The following is a 13,954-nucleotide window of genomic DNA, read 5'->3' on the forward strand; positions in this document are numbered from 1 at the left end:
GCGGTATGGCGAGAGCGGCCTTCGTATTGGCGGGTGTCCTGATTGTTGTTCGGGGTGCTGGCAGTTCAGTGCTGTGGCGCTAGTGCCGGATCGCCCCAAACCTTTGGTGTGCGAGAAAAGACTTCCTCGAGCATTGGGAGGAAGAACTCCAGCGGTTCGGAGTCGTAATCGGGATCGAATGATTCCTGATCCCATGCAGCGCAGAAATGTGCGCAAGTATCGAAGTACGGTGAATCGCGGTACCGTTCGCGACTGTCCGTCGGTATTCCGAGCTTCTCGCCGTAGTGGAATGTCTGGAATACCCCGTGGTGCTTAACAACCCAGACGGCTTCCTCGTCGAGCACAGGCTTGAGGATCGCGGCAGCAACTTCACTGTGGTTGTCCGGACTGAGATCGTCTCCTATGTCATGCAAGAGCGCCGCGATGACGAGGTCGATTCGGGCGCCTTCGCGATATGCGCGCGTAGCCGATTGGAGGGAATGTTCGTATCGGTCCACTCTATATCCGAACGTATATCCCTTCATCGACTCGACCAGTCGGACAATGGTTTCGAGCCAATTGTTGCGACGGTGCATTGCTGCCTCGTCGCGTATCAATTCCATTTCGGCGACGGTCGCGTCGGTCATTCTGGTGAACTGGACAGTCTTCAGTGAATCGGTCATTTCTGTTCCTCACTAAGTGCAGTGAGACGCACGTTACAGTAATCTGGAGAGCAACACAATCGTTTGATTGATTGGGTCTCGCTTCCGTGTAGCGCGAATGATCTGGATAATAATGCCAGGTCAGAGTCTATTTTGATGTAGATGCTCAATGAAGAAGCGGGTGTTGAGATACGCCGCGTTGAAACATTAATCAGTCAATTGATTGGCTTATTGTGTTCGACTTTTGCGATCCAGCTGTGTGCGAGGTTCTTGAATTCTCCGGCGATGTCGATCAGAAATGGCTTGCTGGAGGCATGACGAAGTGCCCGGGGGAGTTGTCCTCCGGGCACTTCGCCACGTGCTGCGGGTTCAGTTGGGGACTAGCAACCCTCAGAAACTATTCGGATCATCGATCACGCTTTGCGGTACTGGATGGCGGTAGAGCGTGGATGCGTTCTCCCACGTGACCTTTCGCAATTCCTCAGCCGATAGTCCCTTCATGGATTCGTTGACTACCTCCATGGTGCGGGGCCACAGGCTGTCACTGTGTGGGTAGTCCTCCTCTAAGAGAATGTGGTCGATTCCGATGCGGTCACGCAGTGCCATCGTGGTCGGATCCTCTACTGCGCAGAACCAGAAATTGCGCTTGAGTACCTCGGCGGGTGAAATGTCGATACCATCCCACGTGCCGTACATCGACGAGTACGTTTCCATGTGGTCCAGGCGGTCGAGAAGCCCTGGAACCCAGCCGATTCCACCTTCTGACATTACGATTTTGATATTCGGGAATCGGACGGGGATCTTCGAGAACAGCCAATCCACGGTAGAGAACATTGCGTAGGCGAAGAAGAGTGTTCCCGAGACGTCCGGCGGGGCATCGTCGGAGGTGCTCGGCGATGTGCTGGACGAGCCGATGTGGAGGTTGATCACCGTGTCGGTTTCCTCGCATGCACGCATGATCGGATCCCAGTGGCCCGTGTGCATGGAGGGGAGACCGAGGGCGTGCGGGCCCTCCGAGAACGTAACGGCTTTGAAGCCGCGTTCAGCGTTGCGATAGATCTCCTGCGCGCCGATCTCGGGATCAAGGAAGTATGGAATCTGGCAGGGAATGATGCGGTCCGGGTAGGGCCCCGCCCATTCCTCCAGATGCCAGTCGTTGTAGGCGCGCGTAGCCGCGAGCGCGAGGTCGTGATCCTTGGTGCTCAACTGCAGCCGTTGGCCAGCGAATCCGGGTAGAAATGACGGAAAGTTTAGGGAGGCATAGACCCCGGACAGGTTCATATCCTTCACACGGTGATGGATGTCCCAGGATCCCTGCCGCATATCTTCGAATCGCTGCGGGTCGAAACCCCACTCGTCGACGGGTCTGCCGACGACAGCATTGAAACCGACGTTCGGGATTTCTTTGCCGTCGTAGACCCAGATGTCGGCCCCGTCCCGGTTGATTACGCGCGGGGCTCGGTCGGCAAACTTCGCTGGGAGTCGACCTTCGAAGGTGTTCTTCGGTTCGACGATGTGATCGTCGACGGAGATGAACGGAAAGGGGCGGTGTGCCTTTTCCGGTTCGGGAAGGAATGTGACTTTGCCCTTGACGTTGGTAGTGAAGTCAGTGTTGAGCATGAGTTCGTCGAGATTTGCCATGGAGTGCTCCTTGGTTGACGAGTATCGGCTGGTTTTGTTCTGCGAGTGGGGATTGAGTCAGATCAATACGTCGGGTTCTGTCCGCAACAGGCGGCGCACCGCGCCTACCCAATACACGTCGGCAGCGCGCTCGGTGAGTGCTTTCTGCATCGCGACGCGAATGTGCTTTTCGATCGGAAGGGGATCCTTGCCGAGCACCGCGATGTCATACGCGAGTCGGCAGAATCGGTCTATGGAGGCGGCGCGGTATACCGCGAGTTCAATGGTCTCTGCAGTGGTGATGATGCCGTGGCTGGCCAGGATCACGTTGTTGCGATCACCGATCTTGTCGGCAAGGTCGGCGCCGAGTTCGGCGTCGGTGATCTCTCCGCCGTATTCGTGCACCAAGGTCAGGTCGTCGTCGTACAGGCTGCCCGTCTGATGAGCGATCATCGGCAACATGCCGACGGCAGCAAGCAGAGTGACGTAATAGGGATGGTTATGGATGACGATGCGGGCATCGGGGCGGCGACGATGCAATTCGGTGTGGATGTGATATGCAGGGGTCACGTCCCATTTACCCTCTATGACATGGCCTTCGGCATCGACACGGCAGATGTCGGATGCTGACACTTCTTCCCACCACAGACCCCAGGGGTTGATCAGCAGGGTTTCGTCGCCGCGATCGGCCCATGTGATGTGTCCAGCCATGTTCTCGCTGAATCCGTCGCGTGCGAGTGAGCGAAATGCACATGCCAGTTTCTGCTCGTTGGTAAGTGTGACGCCGAGGGGAGGCGTTGCTCGAGGTTTCCATTCCTGCGTTGAATTCGATTCGCGTTCTGGAGTTTTCGCTGTTTCGCCAACTGAGGTCACGGTGCTTCCTTGCATCGAGGATGGGAGTTGCAATGAATCTTAACTTGCAAAAGATAGTGATGTAAGTGCCGTTTTTTGGGGTCGGGTCTACCTTCGGGCAACATAAGTCGAGCGCTAGCTATCCCGGTAGGAATGTAAAGCGCCTGTCCCCGAACAGTTTTCGATCGTTAGGGTCAGTCGGTGCCGAAGCCGGATGCCGGGCGGGTGAATACCTCGCGCAACATGGGCACAAAGGTTTCGATGGGCAGGGTGTCGTATTCCGGATCGAACGATACTTGATCCCACTCCGCACAGAAATGCGCACAGGTGTCGAAGTATGGACTATCCCGATAGCGTTCGCGCGCATCTGTATCGAGTCCCAGTCGGTCCCAGTAGTGATACCCCTGGAAGACCCCGTGATGCTTGACCACCCACGTGGCTTCCTCTGACAGGTACGGGCGGACAATGGCGGCAGCAAGTTCGGAGTGATTGGCTGGTGCGATTGCGTCTCCGACATCATGAAGAAGTGCGGCGATGACCAGATCGGTGTCCGCACCCTCGCGGAGGGCGCGAGATGCTGTCTGCAATGAGTGATTGTACCGATCGATCTGGTAGCCCACTGTGGGGCCTCGCAACGCTTCGAGCATGGCGATCATGGTGTCGGGCAACGGATCGTTGAGGTGGATCTTCGACTCCGCGACGATCAGTGCGATGTCCTCGGGTGTCGACTGGTCCATTCGCGTGAAGCTCACTTGGGGTCCATGGGTCGAGTCGGTCGTCATGGTGTTCGATCCTTCCGTTCCTGCGGTGTCACGGCCATCGCACACTCTATTTAACCTATCTTTATATAAATAGGGGCCAAAACGAGTGAAAATGTCCCTTTCAGTGGGATTCAGTTGTCGAACCAGGTCCAGTTCCACGGCTCGATACTTCGTAGGATGCCGGTGAAGAGCACGTCCTCGACGTCTGTCGCTGGAACTTCGGGTGCGGTATTCGACAGTCGCTGTTTGTCTGCCAGATATCGAATCGGGTCCTGGTCCAGGAAGACAAGCACAATGCGGATCTGACCACTCGTCGATCGACCGTCTTCATTGAAGGTCACACCGTCGTCAGTGGCGCGACCGGTGTCGAGCGTGGTGCTTTCGCTCGAGAAGATCCATGCACCGGCTGCCCCTTCGCATTCGAGTAGTGCGGGTATGTCGATGCGATCTTGCCATCTGAAATGCCGCTCCGCGTCTGAGCTTTGAGGATCTCGTAGGCGGGTAACAGTGATCTCAACTCCGCGATTGGGCCGCAGTGCCAGGGCGTCGACACCCACGTGGATCCTGGGATTCACATAGCCTTTCACCGGTAGGAATGTGCCCATGGCCAGTCGGGTGCTGAGTGATACATCAGGCCGTCTGCCGAGCTGAAACGTCCGCTCCGCCAACTCTTGCCATTCAGCGAAACTCTCGTCCGCCGGACTACGAAACCAGTACATGTTGACGTAGTGCAATTCTTCCGACAGTTCGGGGGAGACATGCGATAGTGGGGAGAGGTCAGGACTATGGACCCAGCGCTCGCCATATACGACGCCGTCGAGTGCCAGGTTCTCCGGTCTGTGGTCGAGTTGGTGCCACGCGTTGTACTCCGCGTGCGCAGTAGGTTCGATGACGTGGGTGAACGAGAAAAAGGCTTTTTCTCCTAGCATCGGACCGCTCCCGTGACGAGCTGTTTGACCGTCGTGAAGAACAGTTCCAAGTGTCGCTCGACGATGTGGTCAGGCATCCCGGCTAGGCTCGACCACAGATATACGTGCTCCACGGGTAGCCCGTCGGTGCGCGTGAGAATTTCGGTGGCGGCAGCGTCAGGCGTCATTACCTTCAGCCCGGGCACGGATCCAGTCCGAGCCAATGTCGCGCTGAACTCGTCCGTCAGTTCTTCGGGCCCCACTGCGGAGCCGCGCCCCTGTTGATAGGTCGAGACCTGATGTGCCAGATACGGGATGAGCTCACGGGTCACTTTGTCGGGATCGTCGGCGACAATGATCTCCATGACGCCGCCCAATCGCGCGGTCCCCTCGCAGTGACCGCCATCGATCAATCCGGCGCGGTAGGGGGAAATTAGCTCTGCATTCAGTGACAGCAGACCGGCTCCTAGCTTGCCGGCGCGCTCAGCACCGCGAGGCCCCTGGTACCCGAGCCACATGGGCACCGGATTTTGCACGGGTCCTGGGGGTGCACCGCCATCGGAAAGCAGGCGTCGCACCTGTTCGAAAACCGAATCCGTGACCGCATACCGCTTGTCGAAATCGGACCCGAAGGTCTCAAATTCCTTGGGTGCCCAGCCTGCGCCCAGTCCAAGTTCCAATCGCCCGTTCGAGACGAGATCTACGATGGCCGCCTCCTCGGCGATGTGCACTGGATGTCTGTGGGGGGCAAGGAGTACGGCGGTGCCGATCCTGACGCGATCAGTTTTTGCGGCGATGGCTGCGGCCAAGGTCAATGGCTGGGGAAGGTATCCGTCGTCGAAAAAGTGGTGTTCAGTCATCCATACGGAATCTGCGCCTAGTTCCTCAGCCCAGACGACGCGATCCAGGGTTTGTTTGTAGTGATCGGCCCATGGCCGACGCCATCGGGAAGGATTGCGCAGATCCAGAAACATTCCGAGCTTCACTGGTTTCCAAACCCCTTTCGAGAGGTGATGATTCGCATTCGACTCGGACCGGTCTCCTTGCACGTCGGTCGTCGATCGATGGAATTCAGGTGCGCTGTGTTGTCGGCGGGCCAACCGGCAAACTTCTGTGCGGTGGCGACGACAGCGCGCTGTGTATCGGCAATGAAAAACTGCCGCGGTGATACGTCGTGCGGAACAGTACGCCGATCAGGCGATTGAATCAATCAAGTGATTGAAAGAGTTCGGAGTCGACTTGATCTCGCGCAGGGAGTGAAAGGCGCACCTCGCGTGTGTATCTCGAGCCATCTGGCACGATCTTCTGTAGATGTGTGAGGGTATGGGCGGGCAGCCGCAAAACCCAATCGACCGATTGACATTTTGATGTGTCGTGTATCACGATAGCTATTCCGGTCTACCTTCTCCTAATAAGGGTCGACGGCTGGTTTCACCGCAAGTTCCTCCCCTCCGCTCCCATAACAGTGCTCGAAGGCTGTTGCAGCCCAACGAAGGACAAGCTTGTGATATCTTCCCCCCGTTCATTTCCGGCGTCCGCTGCCGGTTCGACGTCAGCTCCATCCGGTACTACCGCTTCCTCGAAGGTGAAGGCCCGAACGATCATCGCGGTTAACATGGGCAACGCGCTCGAGTGGTTCGACTGGGCGGTGTTCGCCATCTTTGCCGTCTATTTCTCGAATCAGTTCTTCCACTCGGAAAACCAAGTCTCGAACTTGCTCTCGACCATGGCAGTATTCGCGGTCGGGTTTGTCATGCGGCCACTCGGCGGCCTGTTCTTCGGCTTGATCGCCGATCGGCGCGGGCGCAAGTTTGTGATGGTACTGACTATGTGCATCGTCGCGTCGGCGAGTCTTCTCATCGCAGTTGCGCCTACCTACGGTCAGATCGGAGCTTTCGCTTCCCTGTGGTTGCTGGTTGCGCGCTGCCTACAGGGTCTCGCGCATGGCGGTGAGATGGGCGGCTCCTATACTTATATCGCCGAGATTGCTCGTCCGAACAACCGTGCGCTGTGGGGCAGCACGGTGGTGATGTCTACCGTCGCAGGTACGGTCCTCGCGACCCTGCTCGGTGCTGTTTTGCGTACTGGAATCGACTCGTCGGCTATGTCCGACTGGGGCTGGCGTATCCCGTTCTTCATTGGCGGTCTGCTCGGCTTCTTTGCTCTCTACCTGCGGCGCGGTCTCGAAGAGTCCGACACCTTCGAAGAGCAGGCTGCGTCAAACAAGGATTCGGTATCTGGGTCGTCGGCACGAGATGCGCTGCGCGACATTTGGTCCCAGCGTGGTTCGATCTTGCGGGTAGTAGCTCTTGTCGGTGGCACATCGGTCTTCTCGTATACATGGTCGGTGAATGCACCTGCTTACGCCATCAGCTTTCATGGTGTGGATGACAGGTTGGCGATGTGGGCAGGTGTCGTCGCGAATCTGGTATTCATTGCGGCGCTTCCGCTGGCCGCCAAGCTCGCAGATCGCGTTGGGCGCCGATTCAACAACTTCGTATGGGGCATCGGTGTTGCCCTGCTTGCCTTCCCACTGTCGGGGATGCTCAACGGATCAGCGGTCACTCTCGTGTCTGCGATGGCACTTGCGCTGGTCCTGCAATCGTTCGCGGCCAGCACTCAGGTCGCGTGGTTCTCGGAGTTGTTTACCACCAAATCGCGTGCCGCAGGCGTCGGTATCGCGGTGTCGATCGCAGCCGCGCTTTTCGGTGGCACTGCGCCGTACTTGAACTCGTGGCTGACAGCCCGCGGCACGCCGGATATGTTCACGTGGTACGTAGTGGCATTGGCGCTCTGCGTAGTCGTAGCAACCTATTTCACTCCCGAGACCAAGGGAGTGTCACTCTCTGCAGTCTGAGTGTTCTTCGTGTCTGAGGCGGTCAGTGAGCGGTCGGGCGCTCTCTGATCGCTTCTCTGATCGCCTTCATTTCGGTGCGCAAAGATTCCAGTTCGGCTCTGATGTCCGACGAGTCGCCAGCGTCCGCTGGCTCATTTTCCTGTAATTCGATGCCCTGAACCGGCGCACGTTCGGGTACCGCAGCGCGTTTTGACGACGGCCGTTTGGACGTGACGCGCTCAGGTGCCGGCGCGAATCCGTTGAGAAAGATGGCAGTTAGTGTCGCGGTAAGTGAATCGATGTCCTTCGACAGGGTCTCTCGATGCCAGCGGACCGACATGAATACGCACTCGCGCATCAACCGCTGAAACTCGAAACTGTCTATCCCGGAATTGAACTCACCGTTGCGGACGCCGTCTTCGGTGACGCGGTACCAGACGTCGTGGGCAGCGTTGACTGCGGCTGCAATCTCCGTGTAGTCAGGGAGTGAGACGAGGTTCGCGAATTCGTTTTGGTAGATTTCCGTCGCGTAAGGGTGTGCGTCGGCACTCTCGAGTGATGCGCGTACGATGCGACAAAGGCGTTCACGTGCAGATTCTTGCTGTTGAACTGCTGCTGCGTAGCGTTTGACGAGATCGGTGAGGAAGCTGATCAAGATCTCGGAGACGATGGCGTCTTTGGAGTTAAAGTAGTGATATAACGTTCCAGAGTTCAGCCCGACGGCATCGCCGATCTCGCGGATGGTGGTTGCCGAAATGCCACGATGAGAGAACAGGCGTGCAGATTCGGCCAAGATGACCTCCCGCCGAGCTGCTGAAGCCACGGTTAACTCCTCTTGTTTGTTTCTATTGTGCACTACTCTCCGAGGCTAGCAGCGGGCCGCCCGTGTCTCACTGGTCTTGCTCGCAAAGTCTTCGGTCGGGAGGATAGAGGCGATGAGCGCCGTCGGTAATCGAACCCTGCGCCGCGAGGCACAGGTTTAGACGGCAAAATGACGAACGTTGCACTGCTCGTTACTGATTCGGACGCAGGCTCATTTCTACCGGTGAAGCGGCGCATATGAGGAGAATTCGGAAAGCGTTGCCCGTGTCCCTGCGGCTACTCGCTGCACATGATCGTGGCTTCGGCGTCAGCTATCTCCGTTGCGTCCGTCAGTGACGCGCCACGTCTGATCTCCGACCCGAACGCGCGGTTCCACACCTGCAGCGACTCGGGAGGCCAACCGGAGAGGGCCCGATCCGTGAGGATGCGTTTCCATGCTGTGTTTGCACGCTGTTCTCGGCGCTGTTCGGCAGTTCTGACCCATTCGAGTATATCGTTCGGCCATAGTGGTCTTCGTTCGGAGCGGTAGTGATCCCACGTAGCTTCGAAAGCGTCGGCCTCCGCGCAGTCCTTTAGCAGTTCGGCCCAAAAGTACTCGGCCTCTTCGTCGGGTTCAGCATCTGGTTCGATTCCTGCACGGATACGCATTATCTCGCGGCAAGTGTAGGAGTCGACGGTCTTGATTCTCGATGACTGGAAGTCCTGGACAGTCTGCCGTGTGAGTGCTTGCGGCGCCAAGTGATCGGTTTGTTCGGGGCTTCTGTGATCGCGCCCGCGTTCTGCAACTGGCGTAGGGGTATTTTCACTGTCGATCATATCTGTGACTGTTGTGCTCATGATCGTTCGCTTCCTACTTGTACGTAATGTCTGCGCTATTGAGGTAAAGGCTGAGGTCGGCATCCGAGGCGACGCCGGCCATGGTCAGAGAGGGTCCCATTCAGGCTGCGAGAGCGAACGGGTCTGTTTCGTGCAATCAACGTATCAGCGCCAAAGACTTAACTTCAGTAAAATAGGAAAATAGGCCGGGGTGGTGGAGAATTGCAGCAGTGAGTGCTGGTCTGCCGCTAAACCAACCTGACAGACAACGCGTGAAGGAGTATTTCGTGCCAGGACGGAATCCGGACATGCCCACTGGTGCCCCGATCAGAGGCAGCCTTCGTTGGCGGAGATTGGCTGAGATGATTGCAGATCAGATTCGTGATCGGATCCTCAGCGGCGAGTTGGAAGAAGGTGAATTGCTTCCGAAGGAATCGGAGTTACGTGAGCAGTATCCGGTGAACGTCCAGTCGTTGCGCGAGGCGATGAGAATCCTCGAAGCAGAAGGCCTGGTAAAGGTTAGACGAGGCAACCGGGGTGGAGCCGTCGTCCATAAGCCCACCCCGGGGAACGTCGCTTACAGCCTTTCCATGGTTCTTGCGATGTCAGGGACCAGAATCGGTGAAGTGGGCGACGCGCTCAATGAGGTCGAACCGCTCTGTGCCGCACTCTGTGCCGAACGCAGCGATAGAACTAGCGAGGTAGTCCCCGTCTTACGCACGCTGCATGAAGAATCCATTGCTTGTGTCGAGGATCTGGCTGCTACTACCGCAAAATCGCGCGAGTTTCACGAGGCGGTCGTGAGTTTGTGTGGGAGCCAACCACTTATCGTGATGGTCGGTGCACTGGAAGCTCTGTGGTCGAGCCATGTGACGGGATGGGCTACCAGCCGGGCGAACCCCCGAGCAATCCCTCTTACTGAACGCCACGCGGCACTCGACGTGCACGGCCAAATTTTGCAGTGCATAGAAGACGGAGACTCCGCCGCTGCACGAGAGCTCACGGTCAAGCATTTGCGCGAGGTTCAGACGTATCCGTACGACCCGGATCGGATTGAGACACCGCTGAACCCTGCGATCGCGCGCGACAGATTGTTCTTCGACTAGCGTCGGGTTGATTTCTTTCGGCGACGGGTTAGAGCACGTGTCACAAGCGTGAACCGCAGATGCGTGTAAGGCGCCTGCGAACGATTCCGGTTCGGTTGTCTCGCAGAGAGGCGGCAACGCTGAGCGCAGGTTCGGGCTGTCGTGAGACGCGGATCGAGTACGGCGAGAGCCTCTTTGTCCTCGCCACTTCGGAGCAGCCGGCTCACACCTTGTGTGAGGAGGAGAGCTGCGTGGTTGATAGATACGATGAGAGTCGTTGCCGCTGTGGGACATAGTGGCGAATGTGAGGAAGCGTTACTGTTCTACTTGTGCGGGTTGAAACGACTCCCTGCGTTTGATGTGGCATGCATTTCGGATCGCAGGTGGTCGAATTCGGAACGAAGTTCGGTCATTTTGTCGACGGTCGGTTCGGGGGGGGGGGATGACTCTGTGGTGGGTATCGCTTCGTACCCTTCATTCGCTGGCGGCTGCTCCGATGCCGCGTCGGTTTTGTTGCTTCGAGCCGGAGTGCATCCGTCGAGGAAAACCGATGTGAGAGTGGTGGTTATCGATTCGATATCGGAAGTGAGTGTGTTCCGGTGCCATCTGACTGACTGGAATACACATTCGCGTATCGTTTTTGGAACTCGAAAATATCTACGCCGGAAGTGAATTCGCCGTATCGTAGACCCTCGTCGGCCACGTCGAACCATTCCCGGTGCGAAGATTTCACGGCGGAGGCGATTTGCGCGCAATCGCGAAGCTCACGCAGATTGTCGAACTCGTCCTGGTAAATCCCAGTAGCGTCGGGTGCTTGTCTGCGACTTTGAGTGAGTTCCTGACCGTGAGTGAGTTCGAGATTGCGACGAGCGGTTTCCGGCTCGGCCAGGACGGTATCGTATTGCCGTACCCGGTCTGTCAGGAAGCTCGTCACGATCTCTGAGACGAGGCATCCTTCGAGTCGACGTAGTGGTACAGCGTTTCCGGAATTCAACCCCACCGCATCGGCATCGCACGGATCGTCGCTGAAATTCCTCGTTCGGAAGAGAGCCGAGCCGATTCGGCCAGTATTATCTGATGCCGACTGGCTGTCACTGGTCAACTTTTCGGGTTCGGGTTGGCGATCTATCCGAGTTCTGCGGTAAGCATCCACCGACTGGTACGTCATCGAGGTTGGAACCGATTGGTTGAAACAGCTAGCGCGAATTCGGTACGCGTCGTCCACCTGTGAATCGGATGGCCGACCAGTTCATCAATCTTATTTCTGTTCAACAACTCTCTTGGGAAGACATGTCGCAACTACGCCACCGGCAGCTGCGGACGCGGCAATCAACCCGAAGGCCCACAGGAATCCGATTCCTGCATACACAGGAGCCCCGCCGACCAACGTCTGAATATTCGCGTTGAGCGTGACGAATACCAATGTCGTGCCGACGCCGGCAGCGAGCGTGCGACTGACCTCGGTGAGGCTTGCGCTAACTACTTGTTTGTCAGCCGGCACGGCCGATATGACGAGGTTCGGAATGGCAGCGCCGGCAAGACCTACGCCGAGATGTACAACGCCGGTCGCGATCAGAACTATCAGCTCTTCACCACGTCCGACGCCCATAGTCAGTGCGCCGATTGTGATGGCAGCGGCCGCCACGATCATATATACCCTGGCGCCGACCCGCCGTACGCTGAGTCCGACGATCAGTCCGCCGACCACGATGCCGATCCCGTTCACGATGCCGAAGATCGCGTACTCGCCAGCCGTCATCCCGAATCCGTAGTCGCCGCCTGCCGTCCGTGGCGTCATTGCCATAATCGCGAGAATCGAACTGGTGGTAGTGCCGACACCGTATACGAGTCCCGACGAGAGCACGGTGAACAGCAAGCCCGGACGCCGCAGTTGACGCAAGTCAATGAGAGGCTCAGGCGTCCTACCTGCCTGCACTACCCAGGAGGCGAACAGCGCGCACCCGATCGCCAGCAGGCAGAGGGTCCCACCACTGATCCAGCCCCACTGCGGGGCTGAGCTCACCGCGACAAGAACTGCCGAGACTGAGCTGCCCAGCAGGAGTGCGCCCAGCAGATCGGGACGAGAATCGGCCGACCGCACGGGCGACTCCGGAACCACAAGCAGTGCAGCGGTTCCGAGGACCGCTACCAGGATCGTGATGAACCAGAATGCGCCTGAAACGCCGTGGTTGTCGATCAGCCAGCCTGCGAGGAACGGCTGCAGTACGACGATGATGCCGGTTCCGGTCACGGTCACGCTGACGGCGAACGGAACGATTTGCGCCGGGAAGATATCCCGTATCAGCGAGTAACACAGGAATACGACGGAGAAGATCGCACCCTGCAATGCCCGGCCTACCAGAAACATGGAGAATGTCGAGGCCGTCGCAGAGAGCATAGATCCAATCAGGGTGATGACGAGCACAATCATCAGTAGGCGCTTCTTGCCATACATGTCGGCGAGCTTGCCCACCAGCGGCATCGCGATGCTCGCAGTGAGGAACGCAATTGTCATGGCCCAACTGGCCTGGGTCGTTGCGAACTCCGCCGTAATGGCGGGCAGTGCCGTACCGGCGAGGACTGCGGAGACGGGGACGATCTCGGAAACGAGGATAATCACAATTAGGATGGCGACCAGTCTCGGAGTCCACTTATGCGTTTCGTCCGCGATCGATGTAGAGGAACCAACCGGCACCTCGGCATCAGGTGTGCCCGTCATCGAGGGAGTCCTTTGGCGTCTGCCGGCGGTGGGGTGTAGCGGTGGCCCCACACCGCGCCCTCGGTGATCCGGTAAGTCGGGGTCGATCCCTCGATCCTGATTCCGCCCCAACCGATTTCGGTGGCGTGTCCCTCGGGCGAGTAGCTGTAGAAGGAGAGCATCTGGTCGTTGGTGTGTTTGCCCAGCGACTGCATCATCGGGATTTCGAGATCATGGGCACGGTCGAGAGCTTTTCCCAGGTCGTCGAGTTCGGAGGTCTCCAGCATGAAGTGCATCAGTGCGGGACCCTCGGCCGGGTTGAGCCCCAGCGTGTGTTGGCGTGCGTTACATCCGAGGAAGTAGCTGATGCCACCGGGCAGTTTGAGCGAGTTGCGTTCGGTGAATCCGAGTACTCCTACGTAGAATTCGTACGCGCTTTCGGTGTCGACGACGTTCAAGATGACGTGCCCCATGCCTTGGTCGCCCGTAACGAAGCCGGACACGTGCGGGAGCTCTAGCGGCCGGTGACTGAGCACCGGTCCGTAAAACAGCTCTACGCGGTTGCCGGACGGATCGTCGAATGCCGCGAACCCGCTGACTTGCCGCACCGCACATTCTTCCGCGGTGCCGGGATGGGTCTCGGTGCCGGTGGCCTCTACGCGGGCCACGAGCTCACGCAGATCCGACCGGTCGAGGACCTCGAATCCGACTGCTTCCAGCCCCGACGTCGTGGATTCGGTGACCACTAGCCGTGGCGGGTAATGGTCAATGCGGTAATGCAGGGAGTTCGGTAGTGGACCTTCGACGGGCATCATTCCCATGAAGTCGCCGGCGAAGGGCTTCCACTGGTTCACCGACTCTACATTCAGGCGCAGATATCCAAGCGATAGAACAGGCATTGCAATACTCCTGGCA

The 13,954-nt window shown here is 58.0% G+C and carries 12 protein-coding genes; 3 read left to right on the forward strand and 9 right to left on the reverse strand.

Features of this window, described 5'->3' with window-relative positions:
- Nucleotides 1-65 precede the first annotated feature (65 nt).
- The 6 genes from ACFRFQ_RS01470 to ACFRFQ_RS01495 form a co-directional block, all read right to left on the reverse strand.
- Nucleotides 66-662 (reverse strand): HD domain-containing protein, encoded by a 597-nt coding sequence (locus ACFRFQ_RS01470; protein WP_378652225.1) that lies wholly within the window; start codon nucleotides 660-662, stop codon nucleotides 66-68.
- Nucleotides 663-1,031: 369 nt separating this feature from the next.
- A complete protein-coding gene (locus ACFRFQ_RS01475; protein ID WP_378652227.1) occupies nucleotides 1,032-2,282 on the reverse strand; it encodes an amidohydrolase family protein in 1,251 nt (416 codons plus the stop codon).
- A gap of 57 nt (nucleotides 2,283-2,339) precedes the next feature.
- The gene (locus ACFRFQ_RS01480) at nucleotides 2,340-3,134 is read right to left on the reverse strand and encodes a class II aldolase/adducin family protein (RefSeq protein WP_378652230.1); all 795 of its coding nucleotides are present in this window, start codon (nucleotides 3,132-3,134) and stop codon (nucleotides 2,340-2,342) included.
- 173 nt (nucleotides 3,135-3,307) lie between these two features.
- The gene (locus ACFRFQ_RS01485; RefSeq protein ID WP_378652233.1) at nucleotides 3,308-3,895 is read right to left on the reverse strand and encodes an HD domain-containing protein; all 588 of its coding nucleotides are present in this window, start codon (nucleotides 3,893-3,895) and stop codon (nucleotides 3,308-3,310) included.
- 110 nt (nucleotides 3,896-4,005) lie between these two features.
- Nucleotides 4,006-4,803, reverse strand: coding sequence for a hypothetical protein (locus ACFRFQ_RS01490; RefSeq protein WP_378652236.1), 798 nt, complete (start codon nucleotides 4,801-4,803; stop codon nucleotides 4,006-4,008).
- On the reverse strand, nucleotides 4,797-5,768 hold the full coding sequence (locus ACFRFQ_RS01495) for an LLM class flavin-dependent oxidoreductase (protein ID WP_378652238.1): 972 nt from the start codon (nucleotides 5,766-5,768) through the stop codon (nucleotides 4,797-4,799). Before ACFRFQ_RS01495 ends, ACFRFQ_RS01490 begins: the two co-directional genes overlap by 7 nt.
- Before the next feature lie 629 nt (nucleotides 5,769-6,397).
- Between ACFRFQ_RS01495 and ACFRFQ_RS01500 the strand changes: the two genes are divergently transcribed.
- Nucleotides 6,398-7,639: an MFS transporter gene (locus ACFRFQ_RS01500; protein ID WP_378652241.1), complete on the forward strand. Its 1,242-nt coding sequence runs from the start codon at nucleotides 6,398-6,400 to the stop codon at nucleotides 7,637-7,639.
- 22 nt (nucleotides 7,640-7,661) lie between these two features.
- Here ACFRFQ_RS01500 and ACFRFQ_RS01505 read toward each other — a convergent pair whose 3' ends face one another.
- Nucleotides 7,662-8,441, reverse strand: coding sequence for a TetR/AcrR family transcriptional regulator (locus ACFRFQ_RS01505; protein ID WP_378652243.1), 780 nt, complete (start codon nucleotides 8,439-8,441; stop codon nucleotides 7,662-7,664).
- 1,177 nt (nucleotides 8,442-9,618) lie between these two features.
- Between ACFRFQ_RS01505 and ACFRFQ_RS01510 the strand changes: the two genes are divergently transcribed.
- Together ACFRFQ_RS01510 and ACFRFQ_RS01515 are read left to right on the forward strand one after the other, a co-directional pair.
- Nucleotides 9,619-10,362, forward strand: coding sequence for a FadR/GntR family transcriptional regulator (locus ACFRFQ_RS01510; RefSeq protein ID WP_378652245.1), 744 nt, complete (start codon nucleotides 9,619-9,621; stop codon nucleotides 10,360-10,362).
- Between the two features lie 793 nt (nucleotides 10,363-11,155).
- Nucleotides 11,156-11,284, forward strand: a complete 129-nt coding sequence (locus ACFRFQ_RS01515; protein ID WP_378652248.1) for a hypothetical protein — start codon at nucleotides 11,156-11,158, stop codon at nucleotides 11,282-11,284.
- 315 nt (nucleotides 11,285-11,599) lie between these two features.
- On the opposite strand, the gene ACFRFQ_RS01520 is transcribed toward ACFRFQ_RS01515, so the two are convergent.
- Nucleotides 11,600-13,060, reverse strand: a complete 1,461-nt coding sequence (locus tag ACFRFQ_RS01520) for an MFS transporter (RefSeq protein ID WP_378652250.1) — start codon at nucleotides 13,058-13,060, stop codon at nucleotides 11,600-11,602.
- Complete coding sequence (locus ACFRFQ_RS01525) at nucleotides 13,057-13,938, reverse strand: VOC family protein (RefSeq protein ID WP_378652253.1); 882 nt, start codon at nucleotides 13,936-13,938, stop codon at nucleotides 13,057-13,059. The genes ACFRFQ_RS01520 and ACFRFQ_RS01525 overlap by 4 nt, the downstream gene beginning before the upstream one ends.
- Between the last annotated feature and the right edge of the window lie 16 nt (nucleotides 13,939-13,954).

The sequence above is a fragment of the Rhodococcus sp. NPDC056743 genome (genome assembly GCF_042790355.1).
GTDB lineage: Bacteria > Actinomycetota > Actinomycetes > Mycobacteriales > Mycobacteriaceae > Rhodococcus_F.